This is a genomic window from Rhodococcoides kyotonense, assembly GCF_001645385.1.
In the GTDB taxonomy this organism is placed as follows: domain Bacteria; phylum Actinomycetota; class Actinomycetes; order Mycobacteriales; family Mycobacteriaceae; genus Rhodococcoides; species Rhodococcoides kyotonensis_B.
Genome location: NZ_LVHI01000012.1, coordinates 621,970 through 641,629, shown reverse-complemented (window position 1 = coordinate 641,629; position 19,660 = coordinate 621,970). Strand labels below are relative to the sequence as shown.

The following is a 19,660-nucleotide window of genomic DNA, read 5'->3' as shown; positions in this document are numbered from 1 at the left end:
TTGTTCCCCACATGACGATCTGCGGATGTGTGGGGGTACATCTTGACCGGTCCGAACAGGCGTTCCTTTCTCCTCGGTGCCGCGGCCGCGGTGGGCGCGGTTGCCGTCTCCCGGCCGCTGGCTCATGCAGGGCCGAGGGTGCAACGCATCCCGTTGACGCGCGAAGAGCATCGAGTCGTGGTGGTGGGCTCCGGTTTCGGTGGGGGAGTGACGGCCCTGCGGCTGGCCGAGGCGGGCGTTCCGGTGACGATGCTGGAGCGCGGAAGACGTTGGCCGACAGGGCCGAACGCCGACACTTTCCCGCACGCCACCAATCCGGACAAGCGGATACTGTGGCACCGATCGAATCCGCAACTATTCGGTACTCCGGTAGCCTTCGAGCCGTACGTCGGACTGCTCGAAACGGTCGTCGGCGACAACATGACTGCCGTGTGCGCGGCGGGTCTCGGCGGCGGATCGCTTGTGTACCAGGGCATGACGCTGCAACCGGCGCAACACGTGTTCGACGCCAACTTCCCGGAGGAACTCGACTGGGCGCTGATGAACCGCGTCCACTACCCGCGGGTGGCGCGCATGCTCCAACTCGCCACGGCGCCGGACGAATTGATCGACAGCCCCAACTACGAGCTCACACGCATCTTCGCGCGCAACGCGGCTCGCGAAGGATTTCCGGTGTCGAAGATCCCGATGCCGATCGACTGGAACTACGCGCTGGCCGAGCTGCGGGGTGAGATGGCCCCGTCGTACACCAACGGCGACGGCGCACTCGGCGTCAACAACGGCGGAAAACACTCCGTCGACGTCACGTACATCGCGGCCGCGGAAGCGACGGGGCTCGTGACCGTCGAGACGCTGCACGAAGTTCGCGACGTCGAACGAGCACCCGACGGACGGTGGACCGTGTACGTCGACCGCACCGACGAGACGGGACGGGTGGTGGAGAACAAGATCCTGACCACCGGCGCCCTCGTCATGGCCGCCGGAAGCGCGAACACCACCAGGCTGTTGATGCGCGCGTCCGCTGCCGGACGGATTCCCGACCTGCCGGACGAACTCGGCGCGGGGTGGGGCACCAACGCCGACCGCATCTACGTGTGGGCCGACATCGTCGACGGGTTCGGCCCGGGTCAGGGCGGGCCTGTCGTCTACGGCAGCTTGAACTGGGACGACCCGCACTCTGCCTACACCGTCATCCAGGCATCGTTCCCGCCGGTGACGGTGGGTGCCAACACGATCGACACCCGCAGTACGACGATGGTCGGCTACGGAGTCAGTTCCGGCAGAGGGCGATTCGTCTACGACTCCCGCATCGACGACGCCGTGCTGCAGTGGCCGCGCGAGGGCGACCACGTACTTCAGAAGTCGTGCATCGGCCCGGCGACCGCACGGATCGCCGGACCGACGGGCACACTCGTCGACACCAACTCCCTCGTGCCGTCGACATGGCACCCGCTCGGCGGCGCGAACATGGGTTCGGTGTGCGATCTCGAAGGTCGAGTACTCGGTCAGCGTGGGCTGTACGTCCTCGACGGGGCGCTGATGCCGGGAAACTCCGCGGCCTGCAACCCGTCGATGACGATCGCGGCGGTAGCCGAGCGCGCGTTGGACCGACTGGTTGCCGAGGATGTGGGCACCACCATCTGACCCCGAATCACGAAGAGGGCCACCCGGCCGTCTCCACCGCGGCGCGGTAGGTCTGCTCGAGAAAAGCCCGAAGCATGGCGTCGGGATCGGGTGCCTGCCGGACGAGGTGATACGGCAGTACCCACTCGCCGAGTGCGGAGTCCCACCGGGCCGGTGCCTCGACGGCCGGGTGCGTGTCGTACCCCTCCGGGTGGGGGACGCGTACGAGTAGAAGACACCCTCCTCGTCGCCGCCCGGCCAGTATCCCGAGCTCGACACCTCGGCGCTGTATGCCTCGTGCATCACCCAGTCGGGGCAGTTGGGGATTCCGCCCGGGTGTGTGGGTGCGGGACGGCCGGAGAAGCGGGTGACCGCGAGATCGAAAGCGCCCCAGAAGAAGTGCGACGGACTCGATTTGCCGCGGAACTCACCCCGGAACCGGGAGAAGACTCGGTCTGCGCTGACCAGCGAGTGCCAGAACGTCGACATCGCCTCCGCGTCGTACGAGCAGTGGGTGGTGTCCTCGGCGAACGGAACGGCATGGGGTAGTTCGACGGGCGTTCCGACAATTCGAACATCGAGACCGAGCTCGCGAAGGTGGCGGGTGTACTCGTCGTGGAAATCGGCGACGGTCCGCGGAGCGAGCGCCATCCGGCGGCTCGTACCGTCCGTCAGCTGGAACAGGAGTTCGTGGTTCAGGAAGTCGAACTTGATCTCGAGCCCGCGATCTCCCGCGGGCATGAGCGACGTCGTCAGTCCCGAGCCGTCCACGTACAGCGTCACACCCCACCAATGGTTCACCGCAGGCCCGAGCGCCATGCGGGTCTTTCCGACGATCTGCGTCCACAGGTGAACGGTGTCCCGAGTGTCGATCCAGGAATCGACGGGGAGCGACGGCCATGCCTCGTATCGGTTGGTCATGCGGTCGATCGTCCCCCGGCTCGGCGAAAAATGCACGGCCTATGTGGCGCTGCGCCTGCTGCGGAACGCGTCGACTCCGTTGCGTTCGATCATCGTGGCGGCGGTGCGCCAGGCCGGGCGCGTCGGATCCGGGTCGTCGCCGCGCCCGAGAATGTGGAGCTGGTCGGTGTGCCATTGCAGATCGAGTGCGCCGTCGAGCGCTTTCAGCGCGCGGACCTTCGCCAGCGCGCGAGGGAGCCCGAGGCTGATGCGCGGCGCGTCGAGACGCTCGACGCGCTCGTCCACGAGTTGCCGGCCGGCATCGGGGACGACGGTGGTGGGCCGACCGAGTCCGATCACATCGCAATCGCCCTCTGCGACAGCGTGGTTCATCGCCTTCCTGGTGCGGAATCCGCCGGTCACGGCGAGCGGGACGTCGCCGGCCGCCTGCCTGACCTCCCGCGCGTATTCCAGGAAGTAGGCCTCGCGCGCCGCGGTGCTCGCGGCGACCGTCGCACGGCCCATCATGGCGGGTGATTCGTAACTGCCACCGCTGATCTCGATGAGGTCGATACGTTCACCGGCCAGATGTTCGACGGTCTCTCGCGACTCCTCCTCGGTGAACCCGCCGCGTTGGAAATCCGCCGAATTCAGCTTGATGCCGACGGCGAAACCGGGCGACACCGCGGCGCGGATGGCACGTACGACCTCGAGCACGAAACGCATTCTGCCGTCCAGGTTTCCGCCCCAGCGGTCCTCCCGGCGATTGGACAGTGGAGAAAGGAACTGCGAGACGAGATAGCCGTGCGCACCGTGAATCTGGACGCCGTCGAAACCGGCGGCTTCGGCGACCGATGCCGCAGTCGCGAATCTGTCGACGATGTCCAGAATCTCGGACTCGGTCAGCGCCCGAGGAGCAGGCAGTCCGGGAACTCCCGACGCCACCGCCGACGGCGCGACCGGTTTCGCCTTCGTGGCCAGCGGATTCGCTTGACGCCCCGGGTGGTTGAGTTGCATCCAGATGGGCGAGCCGCCGTCCTTCGTGGCCTTGGCCCACGTGGTGAGCCCGTCCAGGTCCCGATCGTCCTCGATGACGACGTTGCCCGGTTCGCCGAGGTGGGTGCGGTCGACCATGACGTTGCCGGTGATCACCAGACCGAACCCGCCCGTTCCCCAGCGGGTGTAGAGGCGTGTCAGCCGGTCGTCCGGCGCGTGACTCGGCGTCCCAAGGCCTTCGCTCAACGCAGCCTTCATCAGGCGATTCGGCAGTACCTGACCGCATGCGAGCGTGAGCGGTGAGCCGAGCCGATGTGGGTCGTCGATCGTCATGACTCTCTCCCGGGGTCTCGCATCTTCTATGCTGGACGACATAGCTTGCCGCCGACATTAAACGTTACCGGCGGTTACGTCAATGGGAGGGTGTGTGGCCAAGAGGTCGACGCGAGACGACATGCTGCGCAGCGCGGCCCAGTTGTTCCGAGAGCGCGGGATCGAAGCGACGTCGTTGCTGGACGTCGTCGAACATGCAGGCGCGCCGCGGGGATCCATCTATCACCATTTCCCCGGTGGCAAGCCGCAGTTGGTGGAGGAGGCGACGCGCACCGCGGGCGTGCTGATGGGGTCGATGATCTCAGCCGGGCTCGCCGAGCACGGACCTGTCGCGACGCTGCGGGCGTTGATCTCCGGCTTCCGCGACGAGCTCACGGCAACCGACTTCGTCGCCGGCTGTCCGGTCGCCCCTGCGGCGCTCGACGGGGTCAATGCTCCGGCGGCCGTCGCGGCGGCGGGCGAGAGTTTCGAGTTCTGGGAGGACACGATCGCGGCGGCTCTGTGGCAGCGAGGAGTCGAACGAGAGCGTGCCCGCGGCATGGCGACGATGTCGATCGCCGCCGTCGAGGGGGCGCTTCTCGTCGCGAAAGCCCAGCGCAGCACGCGCGCACTCGACCGTGTCGAGACCGAGATAGTTCGATGGGTGGAGTACTCCCTGCCCGACCAGCCATTGCTATAACCCTCGGTTACAGATAACTTCGCGTTATGCACCCCGTCATAATCGGCGCCCGTCGCCGCTATCTAGCCCTCGCTGTGATCTGCGCGGCCGAGCTGTTGGTCGTGCTCGACAACACCGTCGTCAACGTCACGCTCCCGTCGATGGGTCTCGAGATGCGCGCGAGCATCGGCGGCCTGCAATGGGTCGTCGACGCGTACACCCTCACGTTCGCGGGTCTTCTGCTCGCATTCGGCCACCTCGGCGACCGATACGGCAGGCGCAGGGTCATGACGGTGGGACTGGCAGGCATCGCCGTCATGTCCATCGGCGGGGCACTCGCCGCGGACCTCGGTCAAGTCGTCGCGGCCAGGGCAGCGATGGGAGTGTGTGCGGCGGCGGTGTTCCCGGCGACGCTCGCGCTCATTATCAACATGTTCTCCGACGCCCGCGAGCGGGCTCTCGCCATCGCCGCGTGGACCGCGATGGCCGGTTTCGCCATCGCGATCGGGCCCACCGCGGGAGGTTTTCTGCTCGAACACTTCTCGTGGCATTCGGTGTTCTGGATCAATGTGCCGGTCGCGCTCGTCGTACTGCTGGCCGCGTTGGCCTGCGTTCCCGAATCGAAGGCGTCGCACGTCGGGAAGTTCGACCTGCTGGGTATCGCGCTGTCGCTGGTCGGCATCACGTCGCTCGTGTGGGGCATCATCGAGGCCCCGCACCAGGGCTGGCTCTCCACGACGAGTGTGACCGCCTACGTGATCGGGGTCCTGTGCGTCGGCGCGTTCGTGTGGTGGGAGCTGCGGGCGCCGTCGCCGGTTCTCGACATGAGTCTGTTCCGCATCCGGCGATTCTCGTTGCCCGCGTTGGCAATCGCGGTCGCCTACTTCAGCATGTTCGGCTTTCTGTTCATGATCACCCAGTACTTCCAGGGTGTCCGGGAGATGACCCCACTCGAATTCGGTGTCCACTCGCTGCCGTTCGCGGCGTCGATCGGTGTCGGTGCGCCCGTCGCCACGCTGATCGCGAAACGCATCGGTACCACCGCCGTCATCGCGTTCGGCATGGTCGTGATGAGCGCAGGAATGTTCATCGCAGGTCAGGTGAAGGTCGAAACACCGTATGTCGGACCGGTACTGCTCTCCATGGTGCTGATGGGTCTCGGGCTCGCGATCGTGCAGGGTCCCGCGACGGAGTCGATCATGTCGTCGGTGTCGCTCGACGAAGCAGGCGCCGGGTCCGCCGTCAACGACACGACCCGAGAAGTCGGGGGCACACTCGGCGTCGCCGTACTCGGGTCGATCGTCGCCTCGATCTACACCGACCGGGTCGCGCCGAGGATCGACGCCATTCCCGACACGGTCATGGAGCCGTACCAGAAGGCGTTCGCCCGTGAAACTGTCGTCAGCGTCCTCGAGATCGTCAAGGCGCCGACCAGTTCGATCTTCGCCACGCAGAAGGCCGACCTGGTGTACGCGATGAAAGCGGCGTCACTCGAGGGGTTTCAGCTCGCGTCGTACGTGACGGTGTCGGCGTCGTTGGCGTGCGCTCTCGCCGTGGCGATCTTCTTGCCGTGGAAACCTGACCGCGGAGAAGGCGTGCTGCTTTCCTGGCGACGGTCTGCCGCATGAGCGCATAATGCACCATGGCCGAGGCGATCGACGAGTACTTCCTGGAGCACGTCGGGGCGCGTTCCAGCAGACGGTCGTTGGGTTCGCTGACGCCGGAACGAGCTCTCGAGCTGTTCGACGCGCAACTCGGCAGTCGCCATCTCGACCTCGCGGCCCGGTGGCTCCGCTCCGAGGGTACGGGGTACTACACGATCGGCTCGTCCGGGCACGAGGGCAACGCTGCCGTCGCGGGCGCGCTCAGGGTCACTGATCCTGCACTGCTGCACTACCGTTCGGGCGCATTCTTCCTCGAACGGGCACGACAGGGTGGAGGCAGCGATCCGATCCGAGACGTGTTGCTCGGGCTGGTCGCGGCGGTCGACGAACCGATCTCCGGTGGCAGACACAAGGTGTTCGGCCGCGCCGACCTCGCGGTGATTCCGCAGACGTCGACCATCGCGTCGCACCTGCCGCGTGCCGTCGGAGTCGCGTTCTCGACGGTGCGTGCCCGCAAACTGGGTGTCCCGTGTCCGTGGCCTGGCGACGCGGTGACCGTGTGCAGTTTCGGGGACGCGTCGGCCAACCATTCGACAGCACTGGGTGCTTTCAACACCGCCGTGCACTCGGCGTATCAGGGAGTGCCGTTGCCCATCCTCTTCGTCTGCGAGGACAACGGACTCGGCATCAGCGTGCCGACCCCGGCTGGGTGGATCGCGTCGAACTTCTCGTCCCGGCCTGGACTCGACTACGTCCACGCCGACGGCAGTGACCTCGTCGACACCTACGAGAAATCGATCGCCGCCGTCGATCGTGTTCGACGCAGGCGCCGTCCGGTGTTCCTGCACATCGACACGGTCAGGCTGATGGGGCATGCCGGGTCCGACGTCGAGTCGTCGTACCGCAGTCGACGGGACATCACCGCGGACTACGCGCGAGACCCTGTGTTGCAGACGGCGAGGACGCTGATCGACAGCGGCGTGCTGACCGCGTCCGACGCCGTCGCACTGTACGAGGAGAAGCGTGCGGAGGTGATGGACACGGCCCGTGACGTCGCCGACGCGTCCCAGCTCGCGACGGCCGAGGCCGTCATGACGCCGCTCGCGTACAAGGCTGTCGCACCGTCCGACTCGATCGACCTTCCCGCCGAATCGACTCTCGCGCAGGCGATCAACGCTGCTCTACGATGCATTCTCGACCGGTACCCGCAGGCAGTACTGTTCGGCGAGGACGTCGCACGCAAAGGCGGCGTGTACGGGGTCACGCGTGGGCTGTTGTCCGCGGCGGGTTCGGCCCGGGTGTTCGACACCGTGCTCGACGAGCAATCGATCCTCGGACTGGCCGCGGGCGCGGGGGTGTCCGGGCTCCTGCCGATCGCGGAGATCCAGTACCTCGCGTACCTGCACAATGCTGCCGACCAGATCCGCGGTGAGGCGGCGACGCTGCAGTTCTTCTCGAACGGCCAGTATCGAAACCCCATGATCGTTCGTATCGCCGGATACGGGTACCAGAAGGGTTTCGGCGGTCACTTCCACAACGACAATGCCGTTGCGGCACTGCGGGATATACCCGGCATCGTCGTGGCGTCACCCGCGCGGGGGGGCGACGCCGCAGCCATGCTCGACGCGTGTGCGTCGGCTGCCGTCGAGCAGGGGGCGGTCTGTGTGTTTCTCGAACCCATCGCGCTGTACCACACACGGGACCTCTACGACGACGGCGACGACGGCTGGCTGTCCGGTGGACGCGTCGAGGCAGCGACGATCGGACGTGCCCGGGTGTACGGCGAGGGTGCGGACCTCACGATCATCACGTTCGGCAACGGAGTTCCCATGAGTCTTCGCGCGGCGCAGCGACTTTCGCAGCGGGGCGTTCATGCTCGCGTCGTCGACATGCGCTGGCTCGCACCGCTTCCGGTGGACGACGTCGTCGCACAGGCGTCGGCGACATCGTGCGTGCTGGTCGTCGACGAGACCAGGCGATCCGGTGGAGTCGGCGAGGGCGTGATCGCCGCGCTCGTCGACGCGGGCTACACGGGGAAGTTGGCCCGCATCGCCAGTGAGGACAGTTTCATCCCGCTCGGCGACGCGGCGCTGCACGTCCTGGTGTCCGAGGATCGGATCGTCGACGCCGCCGTCAGCGTGCTGTCCTGAGCATCGGGAGGTGCATGATGCCGTCCTCGTCGTAATCCGGGCCGGACCGCACGAATCCGAAACCGCCGTACCACGTTTCGAGCTGCACCTGCGCGCCGATGACGATGTCCTGGCCGTCCGCGTGTTCGATCGCGGCGCGCATCAACTGGGCGCTCAGTCCACGTCCACGCGCGTCGACGGCGGTGCACACGCGGCCGATCCGAGTTTCTCCGTCGCGGCGGAGCAACCGCAGTGTCGACAGCACACGTCCGTCGTCCTCGTGCCAGAAGTGCACGGTGTCCGGGTGTTCGTCGGCGCCATCGAGTTCGGGGTACGCGCAGTTCTGTTCCACGACGAACACGTCGACTCGCAGCTTGCAGAGGGAGTAGACGATGTGCCCGCTGAGGTCCGAGAAAGGTGCATGGTGGAGCTGACTCATGGTGTCACTCTCGCACACCGGGTTCTTCAGGCCGTGCCCTGGACCTTGTCGACGAACGGCGTGAGCAGCGACGCCATGTCGGCTGCGACGTCGGCCGAATTCGTGGGGGGCATCGAGATGTAGCTGAGGGCGAGCCTGACGACCGCTCGACCCAGCACGTCCGCGTTGTGCGGCGACACGTGCATCCAACTGCGCTGGAACGTCTCCGCGAGCCGAAAAGCCGCGTGCTCGATCAGGATTCCGCTCTCGGTGGTGACGAGTCGCAGCAAGTCCGGCGGTGGGTCGTCGGTGAGCATCGACAGCACCAGCGGGTCCTTCGCGCTGCGACCGAAGAATTCGGTGAACGACACGTACAGAGTTCGGAGACCGTCGCCTTCATTGGAGTAGACGGCGTCGTCGACCGCGGACACGAACGCGTCCGTCAGGCGCAGTGCGTACCCCTGCGCCAGACCCTTCCTGGTCCCGAACTCCTTGTACAGGGTCTGCCTGCTGATGCCGGCGGCTTTCGCGACGTCGGCCATGTTGACCGTCGACCACGTTCGTTCGAGAAGCAGATCGTGGAGGCTGTCGAGAATGGTGGAACGCATCAGGTTCGTTGCCGCGTTCTTGTACGGGCTGACCGGATGTGTCGTCACAGCGGCCAGTCTAGCGATCACCTTCGCTCCCGTTACGGTCTGCTGATCTCGACCATGAAGAAGTCGGCTTTCGCTGCGCCGCAGTCCGGGCAGCTCCAGTCGTCGGGAATGTCTTCCCACCGGGTGCCCGGTTCGATGCCGTCCTCCGGCCAGCCGAGCTCTTCGTCGTACTCGAATCCGCATTGAATGCACTGGTAGAGCTTGAAATCGGTGTTCATCTCAGCCTGCTTTCTGTTCGAAGTCGATCTTTTCCCGTACCCCACAGTCGGGGCACGGCCAGTCGTCGGGGATCTCGGACCATCCGGTCCCGGCCGGAAAGCCCTCTCGCGGTGCGCCTGTCACCTCGTCGAACACGTAGGCGCAGACCGGGCATTCGTATTTCGCCATCGTCACGCGTCCGCCCCGTAGCGGGCGAGGATCTTCTCGCGCTTGCTCGGCTGGATGTTCACGGACTCGATGTCGCCGCGATAGTGTTCCAACACCCTGTGATCCATGACCCTGCGCCAGATCGGAGGGAAGTAGGCGAGCGAGATCATGCTCGCGTACCCGCTGGGAAGGTTCGGAGCGCCGTCCATGCTGCGCAGTGTCTGATAGCGCCGGGTGGGATTGGCGTGGTGATCACTGTGTCGCTGAAGGTGATACAGGAAGATGTTGGTGACGATGTGGTCGGAGTTCCAGCTGTGTGCAGGTGCGCAGCGTTCGTATCGACCGGATGCGGTCTTGGCGCGGAGCAGTCCGTAGTGCTCGAGGTAGTTCACCGTCTCGAGCAACGAGAAGCCGTACACCGCTTGCAGTACCAGGAACGGCAGGATGCCGACGCCGAACACGGCCGTGAGCGTTCCGAAGAGTACGAGTGACATCAGCCAGGCGTTGAGTACGTCGTTACGAATGTTCCACGTGGACTTGCCGAGTCGGTTCATCCGCGTCTTCTCGAGCGCCCAGGACGACTTCAAGCTGCCCCAGACGCTGCGAGGAAGGAACTGCCAGAACGTCTCACCGAAGCGCGCACTCGCCGGGTCCTCGGGCGTCGCGACGCGTACGTGGTGGCCGCGATTGTGTTCGATGTAGAAGTGGCCGTAGAAGGTCTGTGCCAGAGTCACTTTCGACAGCCATCGCTCGAGACTGTCCTTCTTGTGGCCCATTTCGTGCGCGGTGTTGATGCCGACGCCACCCATGACGCCGATGCTGAACGCGAGCCCGATCTTCGAGATCACGCTCAATCCGCCCTCCATACCGAGCCAGCTCAGGTTGTCGGCCGTCCAGAGGTAGCACGCGACGACCAGGCTGGTGAGCTGGAACGGAATGTAGATGTACGTGCAGTAGCGGTAGTACTTGTCGTTCTCCAGTTGCTCCATCACGTCGTCGGGCGGGTTCTGCCCGTCGGGGCCGAAGAACAGGTCGAGCACCGGAAGCAGTCCGTAGACGAGGATCGGGCCGATCCACCAGAAGACCGGCGACACGGCGGTCCAGCCGAGCCCGTTGAACGCCCAGACCAAGGCGACCGCCATGAGGACTGCCGTGGGCGGAACGAGGCCCATGAGCCACAGGTAGCGCTTCTTGTCGTGCCATTCCTCTACCGGGGCTTCCGGCTGTGGGCTCGTGTGAGTCGCCATGACGAGAGTCCTCCTCGGACCATCCGTTGAGTGGTGTGAGTCACTGCACGGATGACAATACTCCGAAATTGTCCACTGTCTAGACAAAAACGTAAATTTGTCCACGGAGGTGAAACGACTCGTGCGCGGCAATGTACAGCCCGCTGTACATTGCCGCGCACGTGTGCCGAAGGCGCTTAGAAGTCGGCTTTCGCCCGAGAGCGCACCTTGCCCACGATCGTGAAGACGATCGCGATGGCCATCAGTGAATACAGGACGATGGTGATCGCACTGCTGACGAGAACGGTCGGGTCGCCTTCGCTGACGGCGAGTGCGCGGCGTAGCGAGTCCTCGGCGAGCGGCCCGAGGATGACGGCGATCATCACCGGCGCGAGTGGGATGCCGTAGCGACGCATCATGAACCCGAGAACGCCGAGCCCGAGCATGAACATCAGGTCCACTATCGACGCGCTCGTCGCGTAGACGCCGAGGGCGGCGAACACGGAGATGCCCGCGTACAGGTAGTTCTTCGGGATCTTCAGCAGCTTCGCCCACAGCGGCGCGAAGGGCAGGTTGAGGATCAACAGCACGATCATCGCGACGAACAGGCTGGCCAGCAGTGCCCAGACGATCTCGCCGCTACGGTCGAACAACAGTGGTCCTGGCTGCATTCCGTACTGCTGAAATGCGGCGAGAAGGATCGCAGCGGTTGCCGACGTCGGTAGGCCGAGCGCGAGCAGTGCACCCATCGCGGTACCGGCGGTGGCGTTGCCTGCGGCTTCCGGGCCGGCGACACCCTTGATCGCGCCTTTTCCGAACATCGGGTTCTTGCGGCGACGGTCGAGTCGACGCTCGGTGCCGTAGGCGAGGAAGCTCGGAACCTCGGCTCCACCCGCCGGAATCACGCCGAACGGGACACCGAATGCCGTGCCGCGCAACCAGGCAGGCATCGCCTCACGAAACTCGGAGCGACTCAGGAACGGGCGCCCGCCGGACGGGATCAACGAGTTGTCCTCCGGTCGCCCGATCTTCGAAGCGACGTGGATGACTTCGCCGAGTGCCAGCATGGCAACAGTGATGACGACGATGTGAATGCCGTCGAACATCGCGGGTACCTCGAACGTGAACCGCGATGCTCCGGAGGGGCCGTCGATACCGATGACGGCCAACGTGAGGCCGATCAACAGGGCCGTCAGGCCCTTCAGTGCGGAGTCGGACACGACGGCCGACGTCGCGATGAAGGCGAACACCGCAAGCGCGAAGTACTCGGCCGGACCGAAATTCGTCGCGAGCGATGCGAGCGTCGGAGCGAAGAACACCACGAGCGTGGTCGCGACGATTCCGCCGATGAACGCGCCGATCGCCGACGTCGCCAATGCCTGCGGGGCTCGGCCGCTCTTGGCCATGCGATGGCCCTCGAAGGTGCCTGCGATGGCCGTCGAGTTGCCGGGGGTGTTCATCAGAATGCCGGCGATCGAGTCTCCGAAGAGTCCACCGAAGTAGACGCCGGCGAACATGATCAGCGCTGCGGTGGGATCGAGGGTGAACGTGACCGGGAGCAGGAGTGCGACGGCCATGGCAGAGCCCAGGCCGGGCAGCACACCGACGGCGGTGCCGAGAACGGCGCCCACGAGAACCCAGACGAGGTTCATCGGCGTCAGCGCCGTACCGAACCCGTCGAGGAGATTGCTCAACGAATCCATCAGAAGATCAGCTCCATCAGAACACCTGGGCCAGAAGGCCGCCGGGCAACGTCAGGCCGAGACCGGCCGAAAAGGCGATTTGAACCGCGGAGGACACCAGCAGGGCGATGGCTCCGTCGAACACATAACGGCGAGAACCCAATCCGATGGAGACACCCCAGAAGAGCAGCGCCCCCGCGAGAACCCAGCCGAGCGGGTCGAGCAGCGCGATGAACAGGGCGACCGACCCGACAGTGATTCCGAGGGTGCGCCAATTGCTCACCGGGCCCGTCACCGGGCGGCCGTCGTCGTCGACACCCCGCTCGACCACCTCGGGACGTAGCAGAATCTGCAGTGCGACCAGCGCGGCGACGACGAAGCATCCGCCCGCCACGATCGCCGGAAAGACCTGTGGCCCCGGCGAAGTCGCCGTGGGTGGAACCTCCATCGTCACCGTGCCGTAGACGAGGAACAGCCCGAGTGCGACGAGCAGTGCGGGGACGACGAGTCCGCTCCGGCCGGTCCAGAAACTGCGCCGGACGTCCGTGGTGGTTTCGACGGCGGTCATACCAACCCCAATTCTCGGAGGATGTCGGTGATGCGAGTCTGCTCGACCTCGAGGAACTCGCCGAACTCGTCTCCGGTCTGGAACGATTCCTTCCACCTGTTGCGCTCGACCGCGGTCATCCACTGTTCGGTCTCGTGCATCTCGGTGGCGATGTCGACGAGCGTGTCACGGTCCTCGTCCGAAATACCGGGCGGCGCAACGATTCCACGCCAGTTCACGAGGTCCACGTCGTATCCGAGTTCGACGAACGTCTCGACGTCGATGCCCTCGACCGGTTCGGGTGCTGCCACCGCGAGCGCGCGGACGTTTCCGGCCTCGATCTGGTCGCGGAAGTCGTTGTAGCCACTGACAGCGACACCGACGGTGTTGGACAGGAGGGACGTGAGTACCTCGCCGCCACCGGAGTAGGCGATGTAGTTGATCGCCGCAGGGTCGATGTCCGCTTCCTGCGCGAGTTGGCCGGCCACGATGTGGTCGATTCCGCCGAGCGAACCGCCTCCGATGGGCAGTCCGCCCGGATTGGCGCGCCACGCCGCGATCATGTCGTCGATGGTCTGGTACGGCGAATCCTTGGGGACGACGAAGACCTCGAAGTCCTCCGCGAACTTCGCGATCGGCACGGTATCGGCCAACGTCGTGTCGGAGTCGTTGATGGCGATACCGCCGAGCATCACGGTGCCGGTCACCATGACGGTGGTCGACTGACCGCGGAGACCTTCGAGTTGGCTCAGGCCGATCGTGCCACCGGCACCGGGGACGTTCACCACCTGCGCGTTGTTGACGATGCCGTCGCTCCGGAGTGCCTGCTGCGCCTCACGGGCAACCAGATCCCAGCCTCCACCTGCGGCAGCAGGAGCGATCAAGGTCAATTTTGCTCGTGCGTCCGAACCGGTGCCGCTGCGGGCAGCATCGATTCCGGCGACTGTCACCGCCGCCGCGACGGCAACTGCAAGTAGAGACTTGGACAGAGTGGGCGAGAACCTCGCGAGTGATTTTCCGGTCACTCCGCAGGCTCCGCTCCTGGCGAGCCTTTCGTGTGATGTGTCACAGCGACACAGTAGATACGCTTTGTCCGAATAGTCCAATCAACGATTTCCCGGAAGCGGAGACAAGCATGGCGGTAGCCGTAGTGGCAAGCGATTCACCCGAGGGCCGCGAGGCGCTCGTCCGTGCAGTCGAGGAAGCAACACTGAGAGGCAAGGAACTCGTCGTCCTGGCCGTCGTCGATTCCAACACCGTGTCCGAGGAAGACAGGGAGGCAACGACTCTCGCGACGAGACAGATCCTCGAATCGCGCGGACTCGGGGACGCGACACTGTCCGTGCGCGTCGAACCCGATGCGGGCGATCCGGCTGGTGCGATCGTGGATCTCGTCGCCGACGTCGGCGCGTCGCTGCTGGTGATCGGGTCTCGGCGACGCTCGGCCGTCGGGAAGTTCCTGATGGGCAGCACGGTGCAGCGTGTCCTCCTCGACAGCCCTGTGCCCGTTCTTGTCGTGAAATCTCCCGACGGCGTCGGCACCCGCTAGAATCGGACATCACCGCCGAAACCCCCACAAACAGAGGATTCATGGACAGCGATAAACCCGGGCCGGACACGGCCCCACGCACTATGTCGACTAGTTGCGAGGCGGTGTCCGGCGAATGAGTGTGATTCTCACTCTCTTGCTCGGCGTCCTCGTCGTCTTCCTGATCACCGTCGCCACGGGTTACTTCGTGGCTCAGGAATTCGCATACATGACCGTGGACCGCTCCCGGCTGAAGGCTCGCGCCGAGGCCGGCGACGCAGGTGCCCGTCGCACATTGCAAGTCACCAAACGCACGTCGTTCATGCTGTCGGGTGCCCAGTTGGGCATCACCGTGACCGGCCTGCTGGTCGGTTACGTGGCCGAACCACTCATCGGGCAGTCGCTCGGAACCATGTTCGGCGGGATCGGAATTCCGACGGCCGTCGGCGTGGGTATCGGTGCGGTCGCAGCGCTGCTCTTCTCCACGTTCGTGCAGATGCTGTTCGGTGAACTGTTCCCGAAGAACTTCGCCATCGCGCGCCCCGAACCTGTCGCCAGGTGGTTGTCGTTGTCGACGACCGTCTACCTGAAGCTGTTCGGTTGGCTCATCACGATCTTCGATCACGCGTCGAATCTGCTGCTGCGCTCGCTCAAGATCGAGCCGGTGCACGACGTCGAACATTCGGCGACGCCGCGCGACCTCGAGCACATCGTCGCCGAGTCCAAGGATTCGGGCGATCTGCCCGACGAGCTGTCCGATCTACTCGATCGGATTCTCGACTTCCCGACGCGCACCGTGGAACATGCGATGATTCCGCGCTCGCGTGCGGCGACGGTGCGTGCCACCGATTCGCTCGTCGAAGTGAAAACGCTGATGGGGCAGGAGCATTCGCGTTACCCCGTCCTCGACGAGGACGACGGCATCGTCGGTGTCGTCCACCTGCAGGACATCCTGGCGGTGACCGATCGTCCCGAGGCGGAGATCGCCGAGTTCGTGCGTCCCGCGCTGATCCTTCCGGAGACACAGGCGCTGCCGAACGCGGTCGTCGAACTCCGCACGTCGAAGAACCAACTTGCTTGTGTGATCGACGAATACGGCGGTCTCACCGGCGTCATCACCATCGAGGATCTCGCCGAGGAACTCGTCGGAGAGATCACCGACGAGCACGACGAGGACGAGATCGACACGACGCCCGTCGCGGGTGAGGACGGCACGTGGACGATGGCGGGCGAGATCCACATCGACGAGGTCGAGCGGTCCATCGACCACGACCTGCCTGCCGGTGACTACGAGACCATCGCCGGATTCGTCATCGCGCACCACGGTTCGCTGCCCGACGTCGGGACGCGAATCGAAGTCGATCTGCCCGCCGAATCGGAGGATCTGATCGCCGACGACGACGAGATCCCGGAGAGGTTCGTGTCGGTCGAGGTGCTCGAAATCGACAACTACGTACCGTCGTCCGTGCGACTCGAACTCGGACAACGGGAACGCACCGACGCCGACGACCGCACGGACAGCGCAGAAATGGACAACCACCGATGAGCAATCCCTGGGTCGTTCTCGCGGTCACCGTCGGGCTCATCGCGGCCAGTGCGTTCTTCGTCGCCGTCGAGTTCGCGTTGCTCGCGGCGAAGCGTCACCGTCTCGAGGACGCGGCTCCGAACAGCAGATCCGCGCGTGCCGCACTGCGCAGTGCGAGTGAGTTGACTGTTCTTCTCGCCGGCTCGCAGCTCGGAATCACGTTGTGCACGTTGGCACTCGGCGCGACGACGAAGCCCGCAGTCCACTACGCGCTCACACCGCTCTTCGAGTCGTGGGGCGTCCCGTACTGGGTCGCGGACGTTGCAGGGTTCGTGCTGGCGTTGATCATCGTGACGTTCCTGCACCTGGTCGTCGGCGAGATGGCGCCGAAGTCGTGGGCCATCGCGCACCCGGAGAAGTCCGCCACGATGCTGGCGATCCCGATGCGTGGGTTCATGTTCCTGACCAGGCCCGTCATCGTTGCGATGAACGAGATGGCGAACTGGCTGCTTCGACGCGTCGGCGTCGAACCGTCCGGTCAGGTCGCGTCGGGTCAGAATCCCGACGACCTGCGCCAGCTCGTCGAACACTCGGTCAACGTCGGTGCACTCGACGCCAGCTACTCCGTCCAGATCGCGGGAGCACTGGAACTGCAGAACCTGGTGGTCGGAGATCTTCTTCGCACGCACGGGGTTCCGATCTCGGTCGAATCCACCGCGACGCTCGACGACGTTCGAGCAGCGTCGCGGGAGTCGGGCCACCTACGCATCCTGGTGCGTGACGGGGAAACCGTCAGCGGCGTCGTCCATGTGCGCGACACGCTCGCCGACGACGTCGGCCTGGCGGACGTGACGCGTCCGGTGTTCACGCTCGCGGTCGATACACCCGTCTACGTCGCGCTCGCGTCGATGCGCGAGACGAGCAGCCACCTCGCACTCGTCGTCGACGGTGACCGCACGGTCGGGGTGGTCACGCTCTCGGACGTGCTGTCGAGACTGCTGCCGACACCTGCACTGGCCTAGCCGAAGCCCGGACGAACAGGGCCCGGACAACAGGGGCCGAACACGAACGCGCGAGGGTCGCACCGAAACGTTTCGGTGCGACCCTCGCGTCGGCCGTGCTATCGGTGCGTCAGAAGGGATTGACGACGAGCAACGTTGCCCAGTACGTCGCCGCGTCGGATCCGAGGTGGGGGAGAAGCGCGTCGTACAGCAGGTAGGACATCATCGAAGCTCATTACTCCTGTGGTCATGGCCGACGGACGATGCCGCCGAAAGGGGTGTGTCCGAATCATGTTCCACCAGAACGGTCGGAAAGGTCAACGGTGTCCGCCGAATCCGGACGCCGAGCCAGTTTCCAGAGGATGGGCGCGGCGAGGTGCAGGACGTCCCGCTCGAGTCCCGTCAGCTCTTCGTTCATCGCGTCGGCGAGCCAGCGGTCGCGCTGCTGACGATCGGCGGCGACGAGTTCGGTGCCCTTGTCGGTGATGCGGATCAGCAGACGGCGTCGGTCACCCGGGTCCGGCGTGCGGGTGACCAGGTCCTCGGCTTCCAGAGCGTTGAGGTTGCTCGTCAACGACTGAATGCGGACTCCCTGCAGAGCCGCGAGGTCGACGGGGGCGCTCGACCCACCACTGCGTTCGACGTCGCCGAGGATCTGCATCTGACTCGGTGTCAGATAGTGCTTCGGGCGTTGCCTGCGCAACCGCCGTGTCAATGCGAGCATCGCCTCCCGTAGCTCCGTTGCGCTCATGAATAACCCTCCCCGGCACACCTGTTAGTACGTGCAACAGTATCTTTGTAGGCCTGTTTCGTCTGGTTTGACGCTTCGATTGATAAGCGTAGTCTTACCGTGTGCGAAAACCCATGTTCCGTTGGCTTGCTCTTCTGGCTGTGACGAGCGTGGTGTGGGCGGTCATGGCAGCCCTGGGACTGTCTGCCGCGGCGTTGTTCGCATCTCTCGTCGTCGCTGCCGTCTTCGCGGTGCGCGGCGCCGGTCCCGACCGTCTTCCGAGACCGGCGGGCATGCTCGCGCAGGGCATTCTGGCCGTGAGTGTCGGACTGATGGTCGACACCGAGACGTTGTCGGCTCTCGGTTCGAGTTGGTTGCCCGCGCTCGGTGTGTGCATCGCAACCCTCGTCGTCAGCGTGGCGGCGGGAATGCTCCTCGCGTTCCATCGCGACGTCGATGCTCTGACCGGTGCTCTGTCGATGATCGCCGGAGGAGCGCAGGGGCTCGTCGCAGTCTCTCGTGAACTCGGCGGCGACGAGCGCATGGTCGCCGTGGTCCAGTACATGCGTGTGGGACTGATCATCGTGACGATGCCGTTGGTCGCGACGCTCGTCTTCGGTGCGGGTACCAGCGGCGCAGCGTCGACCGGCTCCGGCGAAACCCCGTGGTACGTGGACCTTCTCGTCGTTGCCGGTGCCATCGTCGTCGGGATCGTCGTCGCACGGCTGATTCGGCTGCCCGCGCCCGCGACGCTCGGACCGCTCGCGGTGTCGATGGGTATGGAGCTCTCAGGGTGGATCGACGGGGTCACCGCTCCGACGGTTCTGCTCCCGATCGCGTTCGTTCTCATCGGATGGCAGGCAGGGCTCGCTTTCACTCGGGACAGCGTGCGGGCCGTCGGACGGGTGATGCCGTGGGCTGTGGCGCTCATTCTCGTGGTCGGCGGAGTGTGTGCCCTGCTCGGCTTGCTGTTGTCCCACGTCGCCGGAATCTCGCTGTTGGAGGGATATCTCGCGACGACGCCCGGCGGTCTGTCGGCGGTGCTGGCCGTCTCCGCAGCGAGCGGCGCGAACGTCACCTTCGTCGCGGCCGTACAGGTGGTCCGGCTCGTGATCATGCTCTTCGCGGCGCCGTTCGGCGCCAAGGTGTTTCTCGCGCTCCGCGCGCGACGGTCGCGAAACGCGGAGCGCGAGAACGCATCCGTCAGCTGACGGTCAGCCGATGCAGCCCTGCAATGTGGTGAAGCTTCCCGCGATGCCGGGGCCGTTGCAGACCGCGCCCGTCGGTGTCAGTGTCACGACGGAACCGGGGCCTGCGATGGCGATGGACAGACCGGGTCCGATGGCCTCGTTGGTGGCGACGCTGCCAGGACCGAACGAGATCGCGGCGGGACCCGCGCCGAACGTCGCGTCGGACACCGCGGTTCCCCCGCCGAACCCGAGCGCCAGGGCGGCGGCGTTGCTCAGCGCGGTCGCCGATCCCCAGCCTTCGAATCCATAGCCCGCGGCGGCGCTGGTCGCATCGGCAGTGCTGTAGCACTGGGACGCCCCCGCGAGGCCGGTTTCGGCGGCGCCTGAAGGTGCAGTCGTGCATTCGACGGGCGCTGCGGATGCGGTGCCCGGTAGCAGTGCCGCGCAGGCAAGAGCGATTCCGAGGGATGCAGCACCGCCGAGCGCGCGAGTGATCGTCGTGTTACGTGCGAGAGACATGAGGACGCCTTCCGAGTGGTGGTCGAGCC

At 65.5% G+C, this 19,660-nt stretch carries 18 protein-coding genes and 2 pseudogenes; 8 read left to right on the top strand and 12 right to left on the bottom strand.

Features of this window, described 5'->3' with window-relative positions:
- Positions 1–42: 42 nt before the first annotated feature.
- Positions 43–1,644 carry a GMC oxidoreductase gene (locus A3K89_RS11045; protein WP_167674286.1) on the top strand — a complete coding sequence of 534 codons (1,602 nt, stop codon included), beginning with the start codon at positions 43–45 and terminating at the stop codon, positions 1,642–1,644.
- Positions 1,645–1,651: 7 nt separating this feature from the next.
- On the opposite strand, the pseudogene A3K89_RS26780 reads toward A3K89_RS11045, so the two are convergent.
- Together A3K89_RS26780 and A3K89_RS11035 are read right to left on the bottom strand one after the other, a co-directional pair.
- Positions 1,652–2,544 (bottom strand): annotated as a pseudogene (locus tag A3K89_RS26780) (DUF5996 family protein).
- A 45-nt stretch (positions 2,545–2,589) separates the two neighbouring features.
- A pseudogene (locus tag A3K89_RS11035) lies at positions 2,590–3,852 on the bottom strand (NADH:flavin oxidoreductase/NADH oxidase family protein); the annotation flags it as partial.
- A gap of 94 nt (positions 3,853–3,946) precedes the next feature.
- Between A3K89_RS11035 and A3K89_RS11030 the strand changes: the two are divergent.
- From A3K89_RS11030 to A3K89_RS11020, 3 genes are read left to right on the top strand one after another with little or no spacing between them, the layout of a single operon-like run.
- Complete coding sequence (locus A3K89_RS11030) at positions 3,947–4,531, top strand: TetR/AcrR family transcriptional regulator (protein WP_254303490.1); 585 nt, start codon at positions 3,947–3,949, stop codon at positions 4,529–4,531.
- A gap of 26 nt (positions 4,532–4,557) precedes the next feature.
- Entirely contained in the window at positions 4,558–6,138 is a 1,581-nt protein-coding gene (locus tag A3K89_RS11025) for an MFS transporter (RefSeq protein WP_068425159.1), read from the top strand.
- Positions 6,139–6,152: 14 nt separating this feature from the next.
- A complete protein-coding gene (locus tag A3K89_RS11020; RefSeq protein WP_068425156.1) occupies positions 6,153–8,264 on the top strand; it encodes a thiamine pyrophosphate-dependent enzyme in 2,112 nt (703 codons plus the stop codon).
- Here the strand turns inward: A3K89_RS11020 and A3K89_RS11015 are convergent.
- The 8 genes from A3K89_RS11015 to A3K89_RS10980 all read right to left on the bottom strand — a co-directional run bounded on the left by A3K89_RS11015 (position 8,248) and on the right by A3K89_RS10980 (position 14,163).
- A complete protein-coding gene (locus tag A3K89_RS11015) occupies positions 8,248–8,682 on the bottom strand; it encodes a GNAT family N-acetyltransferase (protein WP_174551405.1) in 435 nt (144 codons plus the stop codon). The two genes, A3K89_RS11020 and A3K89_RS11015, sit on opposite strands and share 17 nt — an antisense overlap.
- Before the next feature lie 26 nt (positions 8,683–8,708).
- The gene (locus A3K89_RS11010) at positions 8,709–9,326 is read right to left on the bottom strand and encodes a TetR family transcriptional regulator (RefSeq protein ID WP_371828802.1); all 618 of its coding nucleotides are present in this window, start codon (positions 9,324–9,326) and stop codon (positions 8,709–8,711) included.
- A gap of 23 nt (positions 9,327–9,349) precedes the next feature.
- Positions 9,350–9,535 carry a rubredoxin gene (locus A3K89_RS11005; RefSeq protein WP_068425148.1) on the bottom strand — a complete coding sequence of 62 codons (186 nt, stop codon included), beginning with the start codon at positions 9,533–9,535 and terminating at the stop codon, positions 9,350–9,352.
- A gap of 1 nt (position 9,536) precedes the next feature.
- Positions 9,537–9,704 carry a rubredoxin gene (locus A3K89_RS11000; protein ID WP_068425145.1) on the bottom strand — a complete coding sequence of 56 codons (168 nt, stop codon included), beginning with the start codon at positions 9,702–9,704 and terminating at the stop codon, positions 9,537–9,539.
- 2 nt (positions 9,705–9,706) lie between these two features.
- Entirely contained in the window at positions 9,707–10,930 is a 1,224-nt protein-coding gene (locus A3K89_RS10995) for an alkane 1-monooxygenase (RefSeq protein WP_068425142.1), read from the bottom strand.
- 176 nt (positions 10,931–11,106) lie between these two features.
- Positions 11,107–12,612 (bottom strand): tripartite tricarboxylate transporter permease, encoded by a 1,506-nt coding sequence (locus A3K89_RS10990; RefSeq protein WP_068425139.1) that lies wholly within the window; start codon positions 12,610–12,612, stop codon positions 11,107–11,109.
- A gap of 16 nt (positions 12,613–12,628) precedes the next feature.
- Entirely contained in the window at positions 12,629–13,159 is a 531-nt protein-coding gene (locus A3K89_RS10985; RefSeq protein WP_068425135.1) for a tripartite tricarboxylate transporter TctB family protein, read from the bottom strand.
- Positions 13,156–14,163, bottom strand: a complete 1,008-nt coding sequence (locus A3K89_RS10980) for a Bug family tripartite tricarboxylate transporter substrate binding protein (RefSeq protein WP_068425132.1) — start codon at positions 14,161–14,163, stop codon at positions 13,156–13,158. The genes A3K89_RS10985 and A3K89_RS10980 overlap by 4 nt, the downstream gene beginning before the upstream one ends.
- Before the next feature lie 110 nt (positions 14,164–14,273).
- On the opposite strand from A3K89_RS10980, the gene A3K89_RS10975 reads away from it, so the two are divergent.
- The 3 genes from A3K89_RS10975 to A3K89_RS10965 all read left to right on the top strand — a co-directional run bounded on the left by A3K89_RS10975 (position 14,274) and on the right by A3K89_RS10965 (position 17,213).
- The gene (locus A3K89_RS10975) at positions 14,274–14,687 is read left to right on the top strand and encodes a universal stress protein (RefSeq protein ID WP_068425129.1); all 414 of its coding nucleotides are present in this window, start codon (positions 14,274–14,276) and stop codon (positions 14,685–14,687) included.
- 115 nt (positions 14,688–14,802) lie between these two features.
- The gene (locus A3K89_RS10970) at positions 14,803–16,212 is read left to right on the top strand and encodes a hemolysin family protein (RefSeq protein ID WP_068425126.1); all 1,410 of its coding nucleotides are present in this window, start codon (positions 14,803–14,805) and stop codon (positions 16,210–16,212) included.
- A complete protein-coding gene (locus tag A3K89_RS10965) occupies positions 16,209–17,213 on the top strand; it encodes a hemolysin family protein (RefSeq protein WP_068425123.1) in 1,005 nt (334 codons plus the stop codon). Before A3K89_RS10970 ends, A3K89_RS10965 begins: the two co-directional genes overlap by 4 nt.
- 268 nt (positions 17,214–17,481) lie before the next feature.
- Here the strand turns inward: A3K89_RS10965 and A3K89_RS10960 are convergent, their stop codons facing one another.
- A complete protein-coding gene (locus A3K89_RS10960) occupies positions 17,482–17,943 on the bottom strand; it encodes a MarR family winged helix-turn-helix transcriptional regulator (protein ID WP_068425120.1) in 462 nt (153 codons plus the stop codon).
- A 113-nt stretch (positions 17,944–18,056) separates the two neighbouring features.
- Here A3K89_RS10960 and A3K89_RS10955 point away from each other — a divergent pair, with 113 nt between their 5' ends.
- A complete protein-coding gene (locus tag A3K89_RS10955; RefSeq protein ID WP_068425117.1) occupies positions 18,057–19,133 on the top strand; it encodes an AbrB family transcriptional regulator in 1,077 nt (358 codons plus the stop codon).
- 3 nt (positions 19,134–19,136) lie between these two features.
- Here A3K89_RS10955 and A3K89_RS10950 read toward each other — a convergent pair whose 3' ends face one another.
- The gene (locus tag A3K89_RS10950; RefSeq protein ID WP_068425115.1) at positions 19,137–19,631 is read right to left on the bottom strand and encodes a DUF6764 family protein; all 495 of its coding nucleotides are present in this window, start codon (positions 19,629–19,631) and stop codon (positions 19,137–19,139) included.
- Between the last annotated feature and the right edge of the window lie 29 nt (positions 19,632–19,660).